Source organism: Streptomyces sp. B1I3 (genome assembly GCF_030816615.1).
Lineage (GTDB): Bacteria > Actinomycetota > Actinomycetes > Streptomycetales > Streptomycetaceae > Streptomyces.
Genome location: NZ_JAUSYD010000001.1, coordinates 1,673,590 through 1,694,442, shown reverse-complemented (window position 1 = coordinate 1,694,442; position 20,853 = coordinate 1,673,590). Strand labels below are relative to the sequence as shown.

At 71.9% G+C, this 20,853-nt stretch carries 17 protein-coding genes and 1 pseudogene; 8 read left to right on the top strand and 10 right to left on the bottom strand.

What is annotated here, in order from left to right:
• Positions 1-25 precede the first annotated feature (25 nt).
• The 3 genes from QFZ58_RS07845 to QFZ58_RS07835 all read left to right on the top strand — a co-directional run bounded on the left by QFZ58_RS07845 (position 26) and on the right by QFZ58_RS07835 (position 4,595).
• Positions 26-1,426 carry a nucleobase:cation symporter-2 family protein gene (locus QFZ58_RS07845; protein WP_307124191.1) on the top strand — a complete coding sequence of 467 codons (1,401 nt, stop codon included), beginning with the start codon at positions 26-28 and terminating at the stop codon, positions 1,424-1,426.
• A 45-nt stretch (positions 1,427-1,471) separates the two neighbouring features.
• Entirely contained in the window at positions 1,472-2,860 is a 1,389-nt protein-coding gene (locus QFZ58_RS07840) for an 8-oxoguanine deaminase (protein WP_307124190.1), read from the top strand.
• A 220-nt stretch (positions 2,861-3,080) separates the two neighbouring features.
• Positions 3,081-4,595: a nucleobase:cation symporter-2 family protein gene (locus QFZ58_RS07835; RefSeq protein WP_307124189.1), complete on the top strand. Its 1,515-nt coding sequence runs from the start codon at positions 3,081-3,083 to the stop codon at positions 4,593-4,595.
• Positions 4,596-4,661: 66 nt separating this feature from the next.
• Here QFZ58_RS07835 and QFZ58_RS07830 read toward each other — a convergent pair whose 3' ends face one another.
• Together QFZ58_RS07830 and QFZ58_RS07825 are read right to left on the bottom strand one after the other, a co-directional pair.
• Complete coding sequence (locus QFZ58_RS07830) at positions 4,662-5,570, bottom strand: chitosanase (protein ID WP_373428531.1); 909 nt, start codon at positions 5,568-5,570, stop codon at positions 4,662-4,664.
• Positions 5,571-6,082: 512 nt separating this feature from the next.
• The gene (locus QFZ58_RS07825; RefSeq protein WP_307124187.1) at positions 6,083-6,886 is read right to left on the bottom strand and encodes a chitosanase; all 804 of its coding nucleotides are present in this window, start codon (positions 6,884-6,886) and stop codon (positions 6,083-6,085) included.
• A gap of 65 nt (positions 6,887-6,951) precedes the next feature.
• Here QFZ58_RS07825 and QFZ58_RS07820 point away from each other — a divergent pair, with 65 nt between their 5' ends.
• The gene (locus QFZ58_RS07820) at positions 6,952-7,635 is read left to right on the top strand and encodes an alpha/beta fold hydrolase (protein WP_307124186.1); all 684 of its coding nucleotides are present in this window, start codon (positions 6,952-6,954) and stop codon (positions 7,633-7,635) included.
• Between the two features lie 217 nt (positions 7,636-7,852).
• On the opposite strand, the gene QFZ58_RS07815 is transcribed toward QFZ58_RS07820, so the two are convergent.
• Positions 7,853-8,461 (bottom strand): TIGR03086 family metal-binding protein, encoded by a 609-nt coding sequence (locus tag QFZ58_RS07815; RefSeq protein ID WP_307124185.1) that lies wholly within the window; start codon positions 8,459-8,461, stop codon positions 7,853-7,855.
• A gap of 117 nt (positions 8,462-8,578) precedes the next feature.
• Between QFZ58_RS07815 and QFZ58_RS07810 the strand changes: the two genes are divergently transcribed.
• Entirely contained in the window at positions 8,579-9,571 is a 993-nt protein-coding gene (locus QFZ58_RS07810) for a fibronectin type III domain-containing protein (protein WP_307124184.1), read from the top strand.
• Positions 9,572-9,987: 416 nt separating this feature from the next.
• On the opposite strand, the gene QFZ58_RS07805 is transcribed toward QFZ58_RS07810, so the two are convergent.
• The 6 genes from QFZ58_RS07805 to QFZ58_RS07780 form a co-directional block, all read right to left on the bottom strand.
• Positions 9,988-10,530, bottom strand: a complete 543-nt coding sequence (locus QFZ58_RS07805; RefSeq protein ID WP_307124183.1) for a DUF1360 domain-containing protein — start codon at positions 10,528-10,530, stop codon at positions 9,988-9,990.
• A gap of 123 nt (positions 10,531-10,653) precedes the next feature.
• A complete protein-coding gene (locus QFZ58_RS07800; RefSeq protein ID WP_307124182.1) occupies positions 10,654-11,292 on the bottom strand; it encodes a hypothetical protein in 639 nt (212 codons plus the stop codon).
• 409 nt (positions 11,293-11,701) lie between these two features.
• The gene (gene aceB / locus QFZ58_RS07795) at positions 11,702-13,324 is read right to left on the bottom strand and encodes a malate synthase A (RefSeq protein WP_307124181.1); all 1,623 of its coding nucleotides are present in this window, start codon (positions 13,322-13,324) and stop codon (positions 11,702-11,704) included.
• A 265-nt stretch (positions 13,325-13,589) separates the two neighbouring features.
• Entirely contained in the window at positions 13,590-14,195 is a 606-nt protein-coding gene (locus QFZ58_RS07790; protein WP_307124180.1) for a nucleotidyltransferase family protein, read from the bottom strand.
• Between the two features lie 156 nt (positions 14,196-14,351).
• Positions 14,352-14,984 (bottom strand): response regulator transcription factor, encoded by a 633-nt coding sequence (locus QFZ58_RS07785; RefSeq protein WP_307124179.1) that lies wholly within the window; start codon positions 14,982-14,984, stop codon positions 14,352-14,354.
• On the bottom strand, positions 14,981-16,225 hold the full coding sequence (locus QFZ58_RS07780; RefSeq protein WP_307124178.1) for a sensor histidine kinase: 1,245 nt from the start codon (positions 16,223-16,225) through the stop codon (positions 14,981-14,983). The genes QFZ58_RS07785 and QFZ58_RS07780 overlap by 4 nt, the downstream gene beginning before the upstream one ends.
• 110 nt (positions 16,226-16,335) lie before the next feature.
• Between QFZ58_RS07780 and QFZ58_RS07775 the strand changes: the two are divergent.
• Positions 16,336-17,428: pseudogene (locus tag QFZ58_RS07775) on the top strand (ABC transporter permease).
• Entirely contained in the window at positions 17,425-18,105 is a 681-nt protein-coding gene (locus QFZ58_RS07770) for an ABC transporter ATP-binding protein (protein WP_307124177.1), read from the top strand. Before QFZ58_RS07775 ends, QFZ58_RS07770 begins: the two are co-directional and overlap by 4 nt.
• A 202-nt stretch (positions 18,106-18,307) precedes the next feature.
• Here QFZ58_RS07770 and QFZ58_RS07765 read toward each other — a convergent pair whose 3' ends face one another.
• A complete protein-coding gene (locus QFZ58_RS07765) occupies positions 18,308-19,111 on the bottom strand; it encodes an IclR family transcriptional regulator (RefSeq protein ID WP_307124176.1) in 804 nt (267 codons plus the stop codon).
• Between the two features lie 360 nt (positions 19,112-19,471).
• Here QFZ58_RS07765 and allB point away from each other — a divergent pair, with 360 nt between their 5' ends.
• Positions 19,472-20,851, top strand: a complete 1,380-nt coding sequence (gene allB, locus QFZ58_RS07760; RefSeq protein WP_307128798.1) for an allantoinase AllB — start codon at positions 19,472-19,474, stop codon at positions 20,849-20,851.
• Positions 20,852-20,853: the final 2 nt, after the last annotated feature.

The window sequence follows — 20,853 nt, the reverse complement described above, 5'->3', positions numbered from 1 at the left end:
GCCGGTCATCCCGGAGGGAAATCCCATGGCACAGCCTGCAACGGGGCCGGTGAAAGGCCCATGTACCGCACCACCGGCCGCTGCTGGAACGGCAGTTCACCCGGTGGACGAAAAGCTCCCGCCCCCGCGGCTCGTCCCCGCCGCGCTCCAGCACATCGCCGCCATGTACGCGGGCGTCGTCACCCCTCCGCTCATCATCGGGCAGGCGGCCGGACTGGACACCGCCGGCATGACCCGCCTGATCGCTGCGAGCCTGCTGATCGCCGGGCTCGCCACCCTCCTGCAGACCCTCGGCGCCGGCCGTTTCGCCGGGAACCGGCTGCCCTTCGTCAACGCGGCTTCCTCCGCGGGCATCGCCCCGATGCTCGCCATCGCCGAGACCAGCGCGGACGGCCACCAACTCCCCGCCATCTATGGCGCGGTGATCGTCGCAGGCGCCTTCTGCCTGGCCGTCGGGCCCTTCTTCGGACGACTGCTGCGGTTCTTCCCGCCGCTCGTCACCGGCGTCGTCATCACCCTCATCGGGGTCACCCTGATGCCCGTACCGGTCTCCTGGGCGCAGGGCGGCGACGCCACGGCCGCCGACTTCGGCTCGATGAAGTACCTGGCGCTGGCCGCCTTCACCCTCGTCGTCATCCTGCTGATCCAGCGGTTCGGGCGCGGCTTCGTCAAGCAGGTCGCCCTGCTCGCGGGCATGTTCATCGGCACGCTGGCGGCCATTCCGTTCGGGCTCGCCGACTTCTCCGCACTCGGGTCCGCACCCGTCGCCGCCCTGCCCACGCCCTTCGCGTTCGGCGCCCCCGAGTTCCAGCCCGCCGCGATCCTCTCGCTCTGCATCGTGATGCTGGTGCTGATGACGGAGTCCTCCGCGAGCATGCTCGCGCTCGGCGAGATCTGTGAACGCCGCACCGACGGCGCCACCATCACGCGCGGGCTGCGCACCGACGGCATCGCCACCCTCCTCGGGCCCGTCTTCGGAGGTTTCCCCACCAGCGCCTTCGCGCAGAACGTCGGCGTCGTGTCGCTGACCCGGGTGCGCAGCCGCTACGTCGTGGCGGCTGCGGGCGGTGTCCTGCTGGTCCTGGGCGCCTTCCCCGTGCTCGGCGCGGTCGTCTCACTCGTCCCGATGCCCGTGCTCGGCGGCGCCGGCATCGTCCTCTTCGGCTCGATCGCGGTGAGCGGCATCAGGACCCTGTCCGAAGCCGGCCTCGACGACAGCTCCAACATCATCCTCGTCGCGGTGGCACTCGGTGCGGGCATCATCCCCCTCGCCGCACCCGCCTTCTACGCCGGATTCCCCTCCTGGGCGCAGACCGTGCTCGGCTCCGGAATCAGTGCGGGAGCGCTCGTCGCGGTCCTGCTCAACCTGTTCTTCCACCATCTCGGCACCCACAGCCGCAACGCTGTGGCACTCAAATCCTCCTAGGGTCCTGCCGTGCCCATACATCCCGGGAAAGAAGAAGGAAGCGCCATGGCAGCATCGGCAGACCCACAGCGCACCGTCATCGAGAACTGCTCCATCGCCACCGTCGACGCCCACGACACCGAATACGCTTCCGGGCACATCGTCGTGGCGGGCAACCGCATAGAGTCCGTCGGGGCGGGCAAGGCTCCGCAGGGCCTCGCCGACGTCGTACGGCGCATCGACGGCACCGGCCACCTCGTCACGCCCGGCCTCGTCAACACCCATCACCACTTCTACCAGTGGATCACCAGGGGCCTGGCGACCGACCACAACCTCTTCGACTGGCTGGTCGCCCTGTACCCGACGTGGGCGCGCATCGACGAGCCGATGGCCCGGGCCGCCGCGCAGGGTTCGCTCGCCATGATGGCCCGCGGCGGCGTCACCACCGCGATGGACCACCACTACGTCTATCCGCGGGGCTCCGGCGATCTCTCCGGCGCCATCATCGGCGCCGCCCGCGACATGGGCGTACGGTTCACCCTCGCCCGCGGCTCCATGGACCGCAGCGAGAAGGACGGCGGGCTGCCGCCGGACTTCGCCGTCGAATCCCTGGAAGGGGCGCTCGCCGCGACCGAGGCCACCATCGACGCCCACCACGACGCCTCCTTCGACGCGATGACACAGATCGCCGTCGCACCCTGCTCACCCTTCTCGGTCTCCACCGAACTGCTCAGGCAGGGCGCGGAACTGGCCCGCCGCCGGGGCGTACGGCTGCACACCCACGGCTCGGAGACCGTCGAGGAGGAACAGTTCTGCAAGGAGCTGTTCGGCATGGGCCCGACCGACTACTTCGAGTCGACGGGCTGGCTCGGCGACGACGTGTGGATGGCGCACTGCGTCCACATGAACGACTCCGACATCGCCGCCTTCGCGCGTACCGGCACGGGCGTGGCGCACTGCCCGTCCTCCAACGCCCGCCTCGCCGCGGGCATCGCCCGCGTCCCCGACATGCTCGCCGCCGGTGTACCGGTCGGGCTCGGCGTCGACGGCACCGCGTCCAACGAATCCGGCGAACTCCACACCGAGCTGCGCAACGCCCTCCTCATCAACCGCCTCGGCGCCCACCGCGAGAAGGCCCTCGACGCACGCCAGGCGCTGCGCCTCGGTACCTACGGCGGCGCACAGGTCCTCGGCCGCGCCGACCAGATCGGCTCCCTCGAGGCGGGCAAGCTCGCCGACCTCGTCCTGTGGAAGCTGGACACCCTCGCGCACGCCTCCATCGCCGACCCGGTGACCGCGCTCGTCTTCGGCGCCGCGGCCCCCGTCACCCTCTCCCTCGTCGACGGCAGGCCCGTCGTCGAGGACAGCCACCTGACCACGGTGGACGAGGACGCCATCGCCCGCGCGACCCGCGACGAGGCACGGCGTCTGGCGCAGATCGCCGCCGGGGCCTGACGGCTCCCCCCGACAGGCCGGCCGAGGGGGACGGCCCTCGACCGGCCGCCGTGGACCGACAGGCCCACGGCAGCCCGCGCGGGTGCGCGTACCTCGCGTACGCGCACCCGCGCAGGTGCACCGAGCTGCCCGCACCAGCTGCACGACCTGTACCAACGCACCACTCAGCACCACCTCCCTGACACCCACGTCGCCGACGTGTACCCGACCGGAGGAAGCCGTGGCAGCCACGCCCAGGTTTCGCAAGGACGCAGTCGAAGGACCCGACCGGAAAGACCCTGCCGGACCCGGCGGGGACGACCCCGGCGGATCCGGCCGGACAGACCCGGCCGGGCCCGGCCGGAAACATCCGGTCGACGAAACGCTCCCGCCCCTCAGGATGTTCACCAGCGGCCTCCAGCACGTGGCCGCGATGTACGCGGGTGTGGTGGCCCCGCCCATGATCGTGGGACCCGCCGTGGGTCTCAGCGCGAAGGAGACCGCCTTCCTCATGGGGGCGAGCCTCTTCACCGCGGGCATAGCCACCCTGCTCCAGACCCTCGGCTTCTGGCGCATCGGCGCCCGGCTGCCGTTCGTCAACGGGGTCTCGTTCGCCGGGGTCACCCCGATGATCGCGATCGGCAAGGACCGGGGGCACGACGGCATCGCCGTCATCTTCGGCGCGATCATCGTCGCCAGCCTCCTCGGCTTCCTCCTCGCACCGTACTTCTGCAAACTCGTGCGGTTCTTCCCGCCGGTCGTCACCGGCACCGTCATCACACTGATCGGCGTCTCGCTCCTGCCGGTCGCCTTCAACTGGTCGCAGGGCGGCAACGCGACCGCCGACGACTACGGCTCGACGACCAACATCATCATGGCCGCGGTCACCCTCGTGATCGTGCTGGCCCTGCGCAAGCTGCTGCGCGGTTTCCTCCAGCAGATCGCGATCCTGCTCGGCCTGGTCATCGGCACCCTGATCGCGATCCCGGTGGGCATCACCGACTTCGGGGCCCTGGGCGACGCCGACCTGGTCGGCTTCCCGACGCCGTTCCACTTCGGCGCCCCGCAGTTCGAGATCGCCGCGATCGTCTCGATGTGCATCGTCATGCTGGTCTGCATGACCGAGTCCACCGCCGACATGCTGGCACTCGGCAAGATCGTCGACCGGCCGGCGGACGAGCGGACCATCGAGGGCGGTCTGCGCGCCGACACCCTGGGAAGCGCAGTCAGCCCGCTCTTCAACGGCTTCATGTGCAGCGCCTTCGCCCAGAACATCGGGCTGGTCGCGATGACCAAGGTCCGCAGCCGGTTCGTCGTCGCCGCCGGGGGCGTCATCCTGGTGGTGCTGGGACTCGTACCCGTCGCCGCGTCCGTCATCGCCCTCGTGCCGCTGCCGGTCCTCGGCGGCGCCGGGATCGTGCTGTTCGGCTCGGTCGCCGCGAGCGGCATCCAGACCCTGGCCGCCGCGGCCCTGGAGAAGGGCGAGAACGCGCTGATCGTCGCCGCCGCCGTCGGCGTCGGCCTCATCCCGATCGCCGCGCCGGACTTCTACCACGCCTTCCCCGAGGACCTGCTCGTCGTCCTCGACTCGGGCATCTCCACGGGCTGTGTCGTGGCGATCCTGCTGAACCTCGCCTTCAACCACCTGGGGCGGGAACCGGGCGCCGACCGGGCCCCGGGCGGGGAGGCGGCGGACGGGGAAGCCGCGGACAGCGAACAGCCGAAGGACCCCATGGCCCTGCCCGTGGCCCCCTGACCCGACCGGTGCGCGTACGGCGGCCCCGCGCGGGAACCGCGGTACGCGCACCGCGAACGGCCGGCGTCAGCCGATGTGGAAGCTGTCGCCGTAGACCCGCCAGTCCAGAGGCGGGTCCAGATCCAGATTGCCGTTCCGCAGGAAGAGCCGCTGGGCCGTGTCGACGCGGCTGGTGTCCGAATGGGCCTCCTCCTGCTTCATCGCCCAGACCCGCGCGTCCAGGAACGCGTCGAGGTAGGCGACCTCGTCGCCGCCCTGCGACGGGGGCAGGGCCCGGTCCAGAGCCATCTGCCGGATGGAGCCGAAGCTCGTGCTGTCGCCGCCTCCGCCGTGCATGACGATGGCGTCGTAGTACGCGAACTGACCGAGTGTGCCCAGGCCGTCGGCCTTGCCCTGGCGGACCGCCGGGTCGAAGTACACCCGGTCCCGCTCGTCGTTCTGCGCCTGCTCGAACACGGGGTCCGGCGCGGCTCGGGCCCAGTCCCCGGTGAAACCGGGGTCGAGTCCCTCGTGGGAGTCGGTGCCGTCCACCGCGCGCAGGGCGGGCAGGTACGCCGCGAGGACGTTGCCCGGCGCACGGTCCGTGTACCGCTCGACCAGGTCGAGCATGTCGCCGGTGCCGGAGCAGAATCCGATGATGCCGGCGGTGTAGCCGCGGCCGTCGCCGATGTCCTCGATGTAGCCGTACTGGGCCTTCCAGTCGAGCGAGGAGTTCTCCGCGCTGGAGACCAGCTGCATCGCGATGTCCTTCTTAGCGGGGTCGTCGAGCCCGGCCGTGGCTGCCTCCAGGTGATGAGCGGCCGGCGGCGTGGGGGCGCCGGCGTGGGCGGTGACCGGAATCGCGGTGAGCGTCAGCCCGAGGGCGGCCACGGCGAGACCGAAGGGTCGAGTGAAACGTGTGGGACGGATGGTGCGACGTGCGGTGCCATTGTGGGGGTGGAGCACCAGACCTCCAAAGGGAGTTCGTCGTTCCATTGTTCTGTTAGGAAGCTTTCCTATCAGGCCCCGGCGGTGCGGTACAGACCCCCGGCACGGGCGAGCGGAAACGTCCCTGCACGCGAAAGAGCCCCGCACCAGGTGTGGGTGCGGGACCCGGCGTCGTTACTCTCAGCAGTCGAGGTAGGCCACGTGGATCCAGACGCCGGTGGGGCCGCCCCAGAGGTTGCCCATGACCCAGTTGCCCTGCTGGCCCCGGTGGTCGAGGTTCTGGCCCCGGTTCACGGTGCCGAGGTGGGGTTCACGGCGAGGCTGGGACCGGCGGCGAGAGCCATTGCGGTCAGAAACATCTTCTTGATCAGTGGACTGTCTCCCTGGGGCTGCGAGACCCCACGCGATTGTGTGCCTCCACCGGTCAGAACGGGAGCCACCGCTTCCGGTAACGGCCCGGAGGTAGGCCTCGGCTGCCGACGTGTGTGCAGGTCAGGTGCCGGGCAACCGGCGTACGCGAAGTGTCCGGCGGATGCTTCGAGCGCCCACCCATCGGGTGTTTACGCCTTGTCGATGCGGAAACTCTCGCCGTACACCCGCCAGGCCAGCGGAGTCTCCAGCTGAAGTTTGCCTTCGCGTACGAAGACGCGTTGCGCGGTCTCCACCCGGCTGGCGTCGCCGTGGGAGGGCTCCTTGCGGATCGCGGCCACCCTGGCGTCGAGGAAGGCGTTCAGATACGCCTCCTCGTCGCCTCCCTCGGACGGCGGATCGGCAGCGGCGAGGGCCTGGGCGCGTATCGTCCGGAAGCCGACCGTGCCCTTCGCGTCGGCGTAACCGTGCATCACGTAGGCGTCGTAGTAGACGAACTGGCCCAGGGCGCTGAGGCCGTCGGCCTCGGCGCGGGCGACCGCCGGATCGAAGTACCCGTCGTCACGCTCCGCGTCCTGGGCCGCGCGGAACGCCCGGTCCGCCGCGGCTTCCTCCCAGGCCCGGGTGAACGCCGCGCCGAGCCCTTCGTGCGAGTCGCTGCCCCGCACCGCGCGCAGTGCCGGCATGAAACGCTCCAGCGCGTTGCCGGGGCGCGTGGCCGCGTACCGCTGGACGACCTTCAGCATGTCGCCGGTGCCGGAGCAGAATCCGATGATGCCGGCGGTGTAGCCGCGGCCGTCGCCGATGTCCTCGATGTAGCCGTACTGGGCCTTCCAGTCCAGCGAGGAGTTCTCCGCGCTGGAGACCAGCTGCATCGCGATGTCCTTCATCGCGGGGTCGCCGAGCCCCTTCTCCGGGGCGTCGGAGCCGGATCCGGAACAGCCGGTCAGGGCGAGGGCCAGGGCGGTGGCGAGGGCGAGACTTCTGAGCTTCACGCGACCAAGCGTGCCAGGCCGGGGGCCGGAGCCGGCGGACGTCCGGCGCCTGTAGCGTTCGGGGCATGGAAGATCAGTCTGTTGTGGATGTCGGCGACGTGCGGCTGGCGTACCGGGCCTGGGGTGACCCGTTCGGCTCGCCCGTCGTCCTGCTGCACGGCCTCGGCGGCTCGTCCGCGAGCTGGGAGGCGGTGGGCGGCCTGCTCGGTGCGGAGTGGCGGGTGTACGCCCTGGATCTGCGCGGGCACGGTGAGAGCGACTGGCCGGACGAGTACGGCTTCGAGCAGATGCGGGACGACGTCCTCGGTTTCCTCGACGAGCTCGAACTCGACCGTGTCGGCCTCGTCGGGCATTCGATGGGCGGAGTGGTCGCCTACCTCCTGGCAGAGGAGCACGCGGACCGGGTGGAGCGGCTGGTCCTGGTGGAGACCCCGCCGCCCTTCCCCGGGGAGCCGGGCGCCGAGTTCAGCCCGTCGGGTCCGGTGGACTACGACGAGAACGTGGTACCCGCCGTAGCGGCCCAGGTGGCCGGCCCCGACCCGCGGTGGGAGGAGGAGCTCGGGCAGATCGTCGCTCCCACGCTGATCCTCGCCGGAGGTCCGGAGAGCACCATGCCGCAGGATCGGCTGGCCGACCTGGCGACCCTGATCCCGGACTCCGAGCTGATCACCCTGGGCGGCGGCCACCGGCCGCACGAGCGGGACCCCGGTCAGTTCGCGGCCCGGATCACGGAGTTCTTCACCAGCTGAGGCGGTGCCCCGGGTGCGACGGGCCGTCGGCCGCGCGGGGCTCGTGGAGCCTGGCGGGGCACGTGCGACCCGGGTGGAGCCCGGGCGGGGTGCGTAGAACGCACGTGAAGCCCGGGCGGGGTGCGTAGAACGCACGTGGAGCCCGGGCGGGGTGCGTGGACCCGCGCGCTGGAGTGCACGCGCGGCCCCATGAAGCCCTCCGCGGCGCGCGGCGCCCTCAACCGCCCGGCTGCCAGTCGGGCCGGCGCCCGCTCAGGGCGATCACCCGGTCGACCAGCGGCGCGTCGGCCGGGACGGGGACCGGAGGGCCGAAGATCGTGTCGGGCCCGGACCTGTCGTCGTCCCCGGGTGCCGGCATCGCCTCCGACGCGCGCAGGCTCGCCTCGTCCGCCCGGAACGTCTGTCCGGTCGACCTGGCCAGGTCCCAGCCGTGCACCAGCAGCTCGTTCCGTACGACCGCACCGGCGACCGCGCCGGGCAGATCCACCCCGCCCGCCCGGGTCATGCCCTCGAGGGCGGCCGGCGAGCGCCAGGCCGTGACCAGCTCGTCCAGCAGGGGCGGCAGTGCCGTGCGCCAGTCGGCGGGGAGCACCGGCAGGGCCGCTGCCGGCGAGGTGTCGGTGGTGGGCCCGAAGTTCTTGCGTGCCGCGTCGCGGAAGGCGACGGTCAGCCCGAGCAGGTGCCCGAGCAGCTCCCGTACCGAGGACTCAGGACAGGGCGTCGGGCCGTCCAGCTGCCGGTCCTCGACGGAGGCGATCAGCTCGCGGATCTGCCGCGCCTCCGGTCCGAGAGCGAGGCCGGGTGGGGTTCCCTCATGCGTATCCATGCCTTTCAGACCGCGCCCGAGCCCGAAACTCATCACGGACATTGCGGAACGTTCCGATCCACCCCCTTGTCGGCGCCCCCACCCGCATGGCATATAGGTCTGGACCATTCCTGTCGGATGGAAGGCATCACAGTGCAAAGCCCCCACGCGCGCACCGCGTTCGCCTGCTCCGCCCTGCTCCTCGCCACGCTCACCGCGTGCGCCGGAGCCGCGGAAGCGGACACCAGGAAACCGACAGCTCCCGAGGGGGTGACAGCACAGGCGGGCAGCGCCACCTCCGCCCACGTGATGTGGGAGCGGGCCTCGGACAACGAGGGGATCACCGGTTACGACGTCTACCGCGAGGGGAAGAAGGCCGCATCGGTGGACGCGGCGAAGCTGATGACGGACGTCGACGGTCTGACCGCCTCCACGGCCTACACCTTCACCGTGAGAGCACGCGACGCCGCCGGGAACGTCTCCGCGCCGAGCACCGCCGTTCCCGTCACCACTCCCGCCGCGGCACCCGCCGACGCGACGCCGCCGACCGCGCCCGTCGAACTGCGGGGCACGGCCGGCGGCGGCGGCCGGACGGTAACCCTGTCCTGGGGCGGCTCCACGGACGACGTGGGCGTGACCTCGTACGACGTCTACCAGGAGGACTCCAGGATCCACAGTGTCGCGGGCACCGGCACCACGGCCCGGCTCACCGGACTGCGGCCCGGCACCGTCTACACCTTCACCGTCCGGGCCCGTGACGCGTCCGAGAAGTCCTCACCGGACAGCAACGCCATCGACCTCACCACCCCGTCCGCCCCCGCAGCCCCGGCGAGCACCGCGCCCACCGGCCTGCGCACCAGGACGACGGCCGAGGGCGGGGAGTTCGCGGTCGACCTGTCCTGGGATCAGCCGGACACCGGCGGCACCATCCCCGCGTACCAGCTGTTCCTGAACGGGAAGATGACCACCACGATCGTCTGGGGTGGCAACCCTCCCGCCGGCCGGGCGACCTACCGGCTCACCCTTCCCGACCCGCCCGGCACCCGCTACTCGCTCAAGATCCGGCCCAAGCTCCCCGACGGGACGTGGGGCGATTTCTCGGCCCAGCGCACGGTCGTCCTGCGCGGCTGACCCCGTCCCGGAGCCACGGCCCCTCCCGGAGCCACGGGCCCGGTCCGCAGCCACGGGCCCGTCCCGGAGCCAAGAGCCCGGCGCGCACCGACCGACCGGCCGGGGGTCGCGGGCCGGGTACGCAGGTACGGCGTGCGATGCCTCCCGGCCCCGTACGTCCCGCGGGGCACGCTCATACCGGGATGCGCACCGTTTCGACCCACGGCGGTGGGGCCGGGGCGGAGGGGCCGACGAGCGCGGCCGCCGTGCCGCTGATCCGCCCGGCCGGTAAGCGCCGGGCCGGTTTGCCCTCGGCCGACGGCGGTGTGCAGCCCCGACTGACGTGTGCGGCCGTGTGCGGCCCGGACCCACATGTACGGCCGTGTGCGGCCCGGGCTGACGTGGGCAGCCCGGACCCACGCGTGTACAGCCCGGACTCAGCCCTCCGCGCGTTCCTGCGTGAAGCTCCACGCGTACTGCAGCCAGTCGGAGATCATGACGGCGCTCAGGCCACCGGCGACGAGCCGAGTGGCGCGGGGAGCTACGACGTATCCGCAGACCAGCGAACCGGCGACCCAGGTCGACAGGCAGAACGGGCAGGCGAGCAGCTCGCCGGTGGCCAGCCGCAGACCGTGCCCGCGCGGCTCGTCCATGACCTCGCTCGCACTGATGGCTCCCTCACGGCGGGTGAACGGAGCCCGTACGAAGCTGGTGATCTTGGCTTTGGTGACGAGCCGTGATGCCTTGTAGGTGGCCGCTCCGAGCAGCAGCAGATCTTGCAGGGGGATGCGGGCAGGCAGTGAACGCCCCGATGCCCGGGCGGCCAGGGTGAAGAGTGCCACGCTGCCGGCGTAGACCCCCGCCAGCGTGGCATAGCCCCGCAGGGGGATGTCCTCACCGGGCGAGTAGCCGTTCGCCTCGCGCGCGTCTCCGGTGCCTTCCTCGTTGTTGTCCGCCGCTTCGAAGGGCTCGGATGCCATGGTGTCTCCCGTCGGTGATGCTTGAGAAGCGCCGAGTACCCCGTCCCGCCCGGACGCAACATCGCCGCCGCGGCCGACCTCGGAGCCGACGGGAATCCGCGGCGGGGAGGACCGCTCCCCTGGTCAGCTCCGGTGGGGGCTCCGGGCAGCCGCGGCTGCTTCCCTCCGTGCCCGGGCACGGTCGAAGAACCATGCCCCAAGACCCACCAGTACGGACGCCCCGAGCCCGTACACCGGCAGCCACAGGGTCGTGACGTGTGCCAGGCAGTCGGCGACGGCGTTCTGCCCCTGCGCGTCCTGGGCGTAGGCCAGGGCGGCCTTGTCACGACCGGCGAGGCCGGCCAGCGAGGCCTCCGTGCGGAGCCGTTCGTACGCCCCCTGGTGCCGGCACCCGTCGCGCGTGCCTGGCATCGGGAAGAGCCATGCCGATCGCTGCAGCGCCGGGGCCAGTGCGATCGCGACACACAGGCCCACGACCATCGAGAACGCCGACAGGGTGCTCATGTACGAGGAACGCAGGCCGGGCTTCGACCTCGGCAGGCGGTTGAAGGAGAAGACCACCGCGAGGAGCGTCACCCCGATGTACGTGGCGAACCATTCCCAGGCGCCATCCGCCAGGGAGAACGTCAGCACGGCGGCCAGCCCGATACCGATGACCCCGGCCTGGGGCGGGGCGCCGTCGCCGCCCTTCCCGGGCGCGGCCTTCCGTTCCGTCCGCGGACCGCGGTCGTCAGCGGTGCCTCCTGCCTCCTCCGGGGCCACCTGCTACGCGCCGGTGTTCGTGAGGGAACCCGGGTCGGGTGAGACGGAGCCCTGGATGTCGTCCAGGTAGGTGTCGAGGCCGGGCGGCATGGCGCACTGCATGGCGCACTACTCCGTTTCGCGGGGCGCGGGGCGCACGGAGGTGTGACGAGGTGTGACGTGCGCCGACCTTCTTTCCCCCGGTCTCTCCCTCGGTGCCCGCGGCGGTTAACGCGCTTGGTGGGCGATTACACCGACTGCCCGCTCAGTCCCACGTGTGGCCGCCACCGCGTTGACACGGCGGCGGACGGCCGATCACGGGGGCGTGGTCGGAGACCTGCCCGTCTGCGCCATGCTGTCCGGTACGGCGGCGGGAGCAGAGAAACGCCACCCCGGGCCTGCGGCCTGCGGGGCGGCGCCTCGGTCCGTGTCAGCCGCGCAGCTGCTCGTACGCCGGCAGCGTCAGGAAGTCCGCGTAGTCCTGGTCAAGGGAGACCTGGAGCAGGAGGTCGTGGGCCTGCTGCCAGCGGCCGGCGGCGAAGGCCTCGTCGCCGATCTCCGCGCGGATGGTGGTGAGCTCCTCGGCCGCGACCTTGCGGGCCAGGTCCGCCGTGGCGTGCTCGCCGTTCTCGAAGACGACGTCCGCGTTGATCCACTGCCAGATCTGCGAGCGCGAGATCTCGGCGGTGGCCGCGTCCTCCATCAGGTTGAAGATGGCGACCGCGCCCATGCCCCGCAGCCACGCCTCGATGTACCGGATGCCGACCGCGACGGCGTTGCGCAGGCCGTCGTACGTGGGCCTGGCGTCCAGGCTGTCGATGGCGATCAGGTCGCCCGCAGCCACCGAGACGTCGTCGCGCAGCCGGTCCTTCTGGTTCGGTTTGGCGCCGAGGACCGCGTCGAACGAGGCCATCGCGATCGGGACCAGGTCCGGGTGGGCGACCCATGAGCCGTCGAAGCCGTCGTTCGCCTCGCGGTCCTTGTCGGCCTTGACCTTCTCGAAGGCGACCTTGTTGACCTCGGCGTCGCGGCGCGAGGGGATGAAGGCGGCCATGCCGCCGATGGCGTGCGCGCCGCGCTTGTGGCAGGTGCGGACGAGGAGTTCGGTGTACGCCCGCATGAACGGGGCGGTCATCGTGACGAGGTTGCGGTCCGGCAGGACGAACTTCCGGCCGCCGTCACGGAAGTTCTTGACGATGGAGAAGAGGTAGTCCCAGCGGCCCGCGTTCAGCCCGGAGGCGTGGTCGCGGAGCTCGTAGAGGATCTCCTCCATCTCGTACGCCGCGGTGATCGTCTCGATCAGGACGGTCGCCCGCACGGTGCCCTGCGGGATGCCGACGTAGTCCTGGGCGAAGACGAAGATGTCGTTCCAGAGGCGTGCCTCCAGGTGCGACTCCGTCTTCGGGAGGTAGAAGTACGGGCCCTTGCCGAGCTCGATGAGGCGCTGGGCGTTGTGGAAGAAGTAGAGGCCGAAGTCGACCAGTGCGCCGGGCACCGGCGTTCCGTCGAGCCGCAGGTGTCGTTCGTCGAGGTGCCAGCCGCGCGGGCGCATGACGACGGTCGCGAGTTCCTCGGCGGGGCGCAGGGCGTACGACTTGCCGGACCTCGGGTCGGTGAAGTCGATGGACCGGGCGTAGGCGTCGATCAGATTGAGCTGGCCGAGGACCACGTTCTCCCAGGTGGGGGCGGACGCGTCCTCGAAGTCGGCGAGCCAGACCCTGGCGCCCGAGTTCAGGGCGTTGACGGTCATCTTGCGGTCGGTCGGACCGGTGATCTCCACCCGGCGGTCGTCGAGCGCGGCCGGGGCCGGCGCGACCTTCCAGGTGTCGTCCACGCGGATCGCTTCCGTCTCCGGCAGGAAGTCCAGCGTAGACGTGCGGGCGATCTCCGCGCGGCGCTCTGCGCGGCGGGCGAGCAGCTGGTCACGCCGCGGCGTGAACTGCCGGTGCAGCTCGGCCACGAACGCGAGGGCCGCATCGGTCAGGACCTCGTCCTGCCTGGGCAGGGGCTCGGCATCGACGATGGCCAGCGGGGACGGCGCTGGTGCGGACATGAGCTGTCACTCCTTCAGCGGGGCGGCGCGGCGGTGCCCACAGCTGCCGGGTCGCCTGGGTCGGCACTGCGTGCCATGGCTCCGAGATACGGCTGCGGGTGCCGTCGAGGTGCGGAAACGACGCTGCGTACGTGCTGCGTGCTTCTGATCAGTGGATATTAGTTTCCTCATGGTGGAAGTTCAATGGTTTGTTGATGTCGAGATTCTCCGGGTCGACAGATGTACGACTCCGGTGGCGCAGCGTGCCACGGTGTGCACCGTCCGTTCAGTCGAGGCGCCCCAGGTCCTGCGCCGTGTCGATGTCGAACGCCTCCGCCACATCGGAACACTCGACGAGCGTGATCGCATCGCGATGCGCGCGCAGGTAGGCCCGCGCCCCCTGATCACCCACGGCGTCCGTGGCGATGTCCGCCCACCGGTCGGCCCCGAACAGGACGGGGTGGCCACGCTCCCCCTGGTACGCGGCAGCCGCCAGGGTCGTCCGGGACCGGTAAGCCGACCGGACCCGCGCCACCGCCTGCGCACCGATGCCCGGCTGGTCGACCAGGAGTACGAGCACCGCGTCCGCGCCCGAATCGGCGAGCGCCTCGATCCCCGTGCGCAGCGACGATCCCATGCCCTCCTCCCACCCCGGGTTCACGCTGACCACGTACCCGGCGAGGTCCGCGCGCGCCCGCACGTCGTCGGCGGCGGCGCCCAGCACCACATGGACAGGGCCGCACCCGCCGTTGCGGAGCGCCCGGGCCGCGTGCTCGACGAGGGGGCGGCCGTGGTGTTCCAGCAGGGCCTTCGGGCGGCCGCCCAGCCGGCGGCCGCCGCCTGCGGCGAGCAGCAGCCCGGCGACCTGGGGAATCCGGTGTGTGTGAGACATGAGCCCTGGATACCACCGGCCCGTGTGGAGGGGCGACATGGACACCACTACCCCGGGGCTGCGCGGACGCACCGCGGCGGGTGCCCGCACGTCGTTCCCGAGGGGGTGCGCGGGCGTCGTCCCCGAGGCCGGGGCCGCCCTCGTTTCCGCCACCGGTCAGCGGCGGAGGAGGCGGCGAGCCGTCGCCGCGGCGACTGCCGACGTGCGCGAGTCGACGCCCAGCTTGGCGTAGACGTGCACCAGGTGCGATTTCACCGTCGCCTGGCTCAGGAACAGCCTCTTGCTGATCTGCTGGTTGGACAGGCCCTCACCGACCAGCTGGAGCACCTCCAGCTCACGCCTGGTCAGCGCCTGGGCCGGTGTCCGCATCCGGTCCATCAGCCGGTGGGCGACCGCCGGGGCGAGCGCCGAGCGGCCGGCCGCAGCCGTACGCACGGCGGCGGCCAGCTCCTCCGGCGGGGCGTCCTTCAGCAGGTAGCCGCCCGCGCCCGCCTCCACGGCGGCCAGGATGTCGGCGTCCGAGTCGTACGTGGTGAGGATCAGCACCCTCGGTGCGTCCGGGGCGGCGGTGATCGCCGCCGTGGCCTGCGCCCCGTGCATACCCGAACCGAACTGGAGGTCCATCAGGACCACGTCGCACACGCCGGTCGCCGCCAGGGCGACGGCCCGTTCGGCGGTGGCGGCCTCGGCGACGACCTGGAAGTCCGGTTCGGTGTCCAGGACCGCGCGCAGCCCGGCCCGGACCACCGGGTGGTCGTCGGCCAGCAGCAGCCTGACGGGGTCGGTCATGCGGCCCTGCCCTCCCCGCTGCCGGTGCTTCCGCGTCCCTTCGCCACCCGTCCGTCCTGTCCCTCGGCGGCCGGCAGCGGCAGAGTGACGGCGACGGCCGTCCCCTGACCCGGCCCCGTCTCGACGCTCAGCGTGCCGCCCAGCGACCTGGCCCGCGCCCGCATCGCGGGCAGCCCGAACCCCCCACCGTCCGTGTCCACCGGTCCGGCGGCCGGATCGAAGCCCTGGCCGTCGTCCACCACGTCCAGGGACACCGACGTCTCCATGAAGCTGAGTGTGATCTCCACCCGTCGCGCACCCGAGTGCCGCACCGCGTTGGCCAGCGCCGACTGCGCGGTGCGCAGCAGCGCCACCTCGTACGGGGTGGGCAGCTCCACCGGCCTGCCGCTGACCGCGAACCGCACGGTCGGTTCCGGTGCAGTGGTACGGGACGAGAGGCGGGACAGGGCCGCCGTCAGGGAGCCCTGCTGGAGGGCCGGCGGGGTCAGCGCCCGGACGAAGCGGCGAGCCTCGGCCAGGTTGTCCTGGGCGGACTCGCGGGCGCGCCGCACGTGCGCGGTCGCCGGCGCGTCCTCGGGAAGCGAACGCTCCGCCGCCCTCAGCAGGAGCTGAATGCTGGAGAGGCCCTGGGCGAGCGTGTCGTGGATCTCCCGGGCCAGCCGCTCCCGCTCGGCGAGGGTGCCCGCGGTGCGCTCCGCGTCGGCGAGCTCCGCCCGGGTGGAGACGAGCTCGTCGATGAGTTCGCGGCGACGCTCGCTCTCACGGAACAGCGCGTCGTACCCCAGTACGGTCGTGACGGCCACCGCCGCACCGAGCAGCGGACCGATGAAGGTGCCCGGCGTGACCTGCTGCCCGTGCAGCAGGAAACTGCCGATCGCAGCCGCGGCCGTGACCGCGACGGCGGGCAGCCCCCACCGCGACGGCAGCAGGTGCAGCTGCAGGAAGTAGAGCGGGAAGGCCACCCACAGCGCGTCGGGTGACAGGGCGAGCAGCGCCAGCCACACGGCGCCGAGCGCGCCGAGCCAGACGGTGGCGGCCCGGGTGTGCGGCTGAACGGCCGGAGCGAGCGCGCCCGCCGCGTACATCGCGGCCATCACCCCCGCCAGTACGACGGTGGCCGTCGCGTGCGGGGCGCCCTCGCCGGCCGCGCGCAGCCCGGCGAGCAGCAGCAGCCCTGCCAGCAGCGCGTGCAGACAGAGCCGCAGCGCGGTGGTGACGGGGGTGTACGCACGTGGGTCCATGGCCGTTCCAGCGTAGACGCGCGGGGCGCCGGGGCGGTCAATCGAAAGGTTGATGCCGGCCCCGTCCGGCGCGCGATGTTTCCGCAGGCCCGCGAGGTGAGCCTGGAGTCATGTTCGTCGCATGGAGAGATCTACGGTTCGCCCGGGGCAGGTTCGCCCTCATGGGCACGGTCGTCGTGCTGATCACGCTGCTGGTGGGGTTGCTGTCCGGCCTGGCGGCCGGCCTGAGCAGGGAGAACACCTCGGCCGTCACAGGGCTGAACGCCGACCACATCGCGTTCGCCGCCCCGCCGGACGGCCGGTCGGTGTCGTTCACCGATTCGACCGTCGGGGAGAGCGCCTGGCGCACCTGGGCGGAGCAGCCGGGGGTGACCGCCGCACAGCCCCTGGGCATCCGGTCGCTGAACGCCACCACCCGCCGCCGCCGAAGGCGAGGAGGACCGTACGGCCGCGGTGTCGGCGTTCGGCGTCACACCGGGCAGTGGGCTCGCGCCGGCCCGTGTGGGAGCCGGCCGGGTCGTCCTCTCCGAGCAGGCGGCCGAGGACCTCGGCACCGGTGCCGGTGACACGCTCGGTCTCGGCGGCTCCCGGGTGACCGTGGCGGCGGTCACGGGCGACGCCTGGTACAGCCACATGCCGGTGGTGTGGACCTCGCTCGGCGACTGGCAGCGCATCGGCGGCGCCGGGAGACAGGCGACCGTGATCGCCCTGACCACGCAGGGGGGTGCCGATCTCGCCGCCGGGGACGAGGCGGCGGGCACCAGCACGCTGACGCCGGACGAGTCCCTCACCGCGATCGGTTCCTACCAGGCCGAGAACGGCTCGCTCCAGCTGATGCGCGGCTTCCTCCTCGTCATCTCGGCGCTCGTCATCGGCGCCTTCTTCACCGTCTGGACCATCCAGCGCAGCGGCGACGTGGCCGTGCTCAAGGCGCTGGGCGCCTCCACTCCGTACCTGCTGAAGGACGCGCTCGGGCAGGCCGTGGTCATGCTCACCGTCGGCACCGGGGTGGGTGCCGGGCTCGCCTCGGGTGCCGGCGTGCTGATCGGCGGGGGCGACGGCGCCGTGCCGTTCGTCCTCGACGCGCCGACCGTGCTCGTATCGGCCGGGGTGATGATCGCCCTCGGTGCGCTCGGGGCCGCTCTCTCCATCCGGCGGATCACCGCCGTCGACCCGCTCACCGCACTCGGGAGTGCCCGATGACCCTCGCCCTCACCGATGTCACTCTCACCTATCCCGACGGTGACACCCGGCTCACGGCACTCGACCGCTGCTCGCTGGACGTACCCGCCGGCACGCTCACCGCGGTCGTCGGGCCGTCCGGCTCGGGCAAGTCCAGTCTGCTCGCGGTGGCGGCGACGCTCGTCGCCCCGGACCGCGGCCGTGTCGTCGTGGCCGGTACGGAGACAGCGGGGCTCAGCCGCGCCGGGAAGGCGTCCCTGCGCCGGGACCGTATCGGCATCGTCTTCCAGCAGCCGAACCTGCTGCCGTCCCTCACGGCCGTCGAGCAACTCCTGGTGATGGCCCACCTGTCGCGCGGGCCTGTCCGTGCGGCCCGGGGCCGCGCGCTGGACCTCCTGGACGCGGTCGGTCTGGCCGACAAGGCGGACCGCAGGCCGCACCAGCTGTCGGGCGGTCAGCGCCAGCGGATCAACATCGCCCGGGCACTGATGAACGAGCCGGCGGTGCTGCTCGTCGACGAACCGACCAGCGCACTCGACCACGAGCGCGGCGCCGCGGTCCTCGACCTGCTGCTCGGCCTGACGCGGCGACGCTCCACGGCCACGCTCATGGTCACCCACGACCGGGCGCACCTGGACCGGGTGGACGGGGTCGTGACGATGGAGGACGGACGCCTGCGGGCGCCGACCCCGGCCTGACGAGGAGGGGACGCCTGCAGGCGTCGACTCCGGCCTGGCGAGGAGGGGGACGCCTGCAGGCGTCGACTCCGGCCTGGCGACGAGGGGGGCGTTTGCAGGTGCCGACCCCGGCCCGGCCGGGAAGCGGGGCCCCGAAGAGCCGGCCCGCTCCGGAGCCGCCGCCCCGGGGCCCACCCTGAGCGGTGGACCCGCCCCCGGTGGGTCAGCCGGCCGAACCGCCGCTGCTGGCCAGCGCCTCCGAAAGCTCCTTCGCGATCTGCTGCAGGGTGGGCACGATCCGCTCCGTCGCGGCCTCCGTCACCCGGCCCGCCGGACCGGAGATGGAGATGGCCGCCGATGTGGGGGAGTCGGGCACGGAGACCGCGAGACAGCGGACCCCGATCTCCTGCTCGTTGTCGTCCACCGCGTAGCCCGCCCTGCGCACCTGCTCCAGAGCGTCGAGGAAGCCGTCCGGGGTGGTGATCGTCTTCTCGGTGGCCGCCGGCATGCCCGTACGGGCCAGCAGTGCGCGTACCTCGTCCGCCGGGGTGTGCGCGAGGAGTGCCTTTCCGACGCCCGTGGAGTGGGGGAGCACCCGGCGGCCCACCTCGGTGAACATGCGCATCGAGTGCTTCGAGGGCACCTGGGCGACGTACACGATCTCGTCCCCGTCGAGGAGCGCCATGTTCGCCGTCTCGCCGGTCTCCTCGACCAGGTGCTGGAGGTACGGGCGGGCCCAGGTGCCCAGCAGCCGGGCCGCGGACTCGCCCAGCCGGATGAGGCGCGGGCCCAGTGCGTAGCGGCGGTTGGGCTGCTGGCGCACGTATCCGCACACCACCAGGGTGCGCATCAACCGGTGGATGGTCGGCAGCGGCAGTCCGCTGCTCGCGGAGAGTTCGCTGAGCCCGACCTCGCCCCCGGCGTCCGCCATGCGCTCCAGCAGGTCGAAGGCGCGCTCGAGAGACTGCACCCCGCCACTGGGACCGGCGGGCTTGGAGTCGGAAGTGCTGGCGTGGGACGGCGGCACGTCAACGGTCCTTTCGAAGCGGAGGCAAGGCAGCAGCCTACCGGGCTGTCACCGATCGGCCCACTGCTCCCGGTGGGGCGTCCTTGCCGGTCAGAACCTGTTTTGTCCTGGTGTCGGCCGTCGGGTCCGCGGTCGGTCCGGCATTCGGCGGGGTTGCTCCTGGCCCATTCTACGTTCCGCCTGGCGAAATTGGACTTTTACTTTGTGGAAATATCCAAGCGTCACTCCTGGCGTCCCCCGGGCGGCACGGCGGGGAGGTGAGGTCTTGACGGCTCGCGTCCGCGAGTGAAGACTCCTTCAACAGTTCGTTGAAATTCTGAGTGAGGAGCACGAGTGTCCGGTGCGGACGTGAAGGCGGGCATGAAGGAGACGGACGTGAGGGCGGACACGAGCGCGGGCGCCGGGGCCGATGTGAAGCTCGTGCTGCGCTCGACACGCGTCGTCACCCCGGAGGGGACCCGCGCGGCCGCGGTGCTGGTCGCGGGCGGGACGATCGAGGCCGTCCTCCCGCACGACGCCGTGGTTCCGGACGGCGCCCGCCTGGAGGACTTCGGCGACGACGTGCTGCTACCGGGCCTCGTGGACACCCACGTGCATGTGAACGACCCGGGCCGCACCGAGTGGGAAGGCTTCTGGACCGCCACCCGCGCCGCTGCGGCGGGCGGCATCACGACCCTGCTCGACATGCCGCTCAACTCCCTGCCGCCGACCACCACCGTGGAACACCTGCGCGTCAAGCAGCAGGTGGCCGGCCCCAAGGCGCACATCGACACGGGCTTCTGGGGTGGGGCGATCCCGGCCAACACGAAGGACCTGCGCCCGCTGTACGAGGCCGGGGTCTTCGGCTTCAAGTGCTTCCTCTCGCCGTCCGGGGTCGAGGAGTTCCCCGAACTGGACCAGGAGCAACTGGCCCGTTCGATGGCCGAGATCGCCGGATTCGGCGGCCTCCTGATCGTCCACGCGGAGGACCCCCACCATCTGGCCTCCGCGCCGCAGCGCAGCGGCCCCGCGTACGCCGACTTCCTCGCATCCCGGCCGCGCGACGCCGAGAACACCGCGATCGAGGGCCTCATCGCCCACGCGAAGCGGCTGAACGCCCGCGTCCACGTGCTGCACCTCTCCTCCAGCGACGCGCTGCCGCTGATCGCAGCCGCCAAGCGCGAGGGTGTCCGCGTCACCGTCGAGTCCTGCCCGCACTTCCTCACCCTCACGGCCGAGGAAGTCCCGGACGGGGCGACCGAGTTCAAGTGCTGTCCGCCCATTCGCGAGGCCGCGAACCAGGACGCCCTCTGGGCGGGGCTCGCCGACGGCACGATCGACTGCGTCGTCTCCGACCACTCGCCCTGCACCACCGACCTCAAGACCCCGGACTTCGCCTCCGCGTGGGGCGGGATCTCCTCCCTCCAGCTGGGCCTGCCCGCCGTCTGGACCGAGGCACGCCGACGTGGCCACACCCTCGACGACGTCGCCCGCTGGATGTCCACCGCCCCCGCCGAACTGGCCGGACTCACGCGCAAGGGCGCCATCGAGGCCGGGCGGGACGCGGACTTCGCGGTCCTCGCCCCCGACGAGACCTTCACCGTCGACCCGGCCGAGCTCTTCCATCGCAACCAGGTCACCGCCTACGCGGGGAAGACCCTGCACGGTGTCGTCAGGTCCACCTGGCTGCGCGGCACACGGATCGCGGCCGACGGCGTGCTCGCCGAACCCACCGGCCGTCTCCTCGAGAGGAACCACTGACC

Bases quoted from the DNA above. Each gene is read 5' to 3' on its own strand.
- QFZ58_RS07845 (WP_307124191.1), top strand. From the start codon at position 26: ATGGCACAGCCTGCAACGGGGCCGGTGAAAGGCCCATGTACCGCACCA.
- QFZ58_RS07840 (WP_307124190.1), top strand. From the start codon at position 1,472: ATGGCAGCATCGGCAGACCCACAGCGCACCGTCATCGAGAACTGCTCC.
- QFZ58_RS07830 (WP_373428531.1), bottom strand. From the start codon at position 5,570: ATGGAACGACGAACTCCCTTTGGAGGTCTGGTGCTCCACCCCCACAAT.
- QFZ58_RS07820 (WP_307124186.1), top strand. From the start codon at position 6,952: ATGGAAGATCAGTCTGTTGTGGATGTCGGCGACGTGCGGCTGGCGTAC.
- QFZ58_RS07815 (WP_307124185.1), bottom strand. From the start codon at position 8,461: ATGGATACGCATGAGGGAACCCCACCCGGCCTCGCTCTCGGACCGGAG.
- QFZ58_RS07810 (WP_307124184.1), top strand. From the start codon at position 8,579: ATGGAAGGCATCACAGTGCAAAGCCCCCACGCGCGCACCGCGTTCGCC.
- QFZ58_RS07805 (WP_307124183.1), bottom strand. From the start codon at position 10,530: ATGGCATCCGAGCCCTTCGAAGCGGCGGACAACAACGAGGAAGGCACC.
- aceB (WP_307124181.1), bottom strand. From the start codon at position 13,324: ATGTCCGCACCAGCGCCGTCCCCGCTGGCCATCGTCGATGCCGAGCCC.
- QFZ58_RS07790 (WP_307124180.1), bottom strand. From the start codon at position 14,195: ATGTCTCACACACACCGGATTCCCCAGGTCGCCGGGCTGCTGCTCGCC.
- QFZ58_RS07785 (WP_307124179.1), bottom strand. From the start codon at position 14,984: ATGACCGACCCCGTCAGGCTGCTGCTGGCCGACGACCACCCGGTGGTC.
- QFZ58_RS07780 (WP_307124178.1), bottom strand. From the start codon at position 16,225: ATGGACCCACGTGCGTACACCCCCGTCACCACCGCGCTGCGGCTCTGT.
- QFZ58_RS07770 (WP_307124177.1), top strand. From the start codon at position 17,425: ATGACCCTCGCCCTCACCGATGTCACTCTCACCTATCCCGACGGTGAC.
- allB (WP_307128798.1), top strand. From the start codon at position 19,472: ATGAAGGAGACGGACGTGAGGGCGGACACGAGCGCGGGCGCCGGGGCC.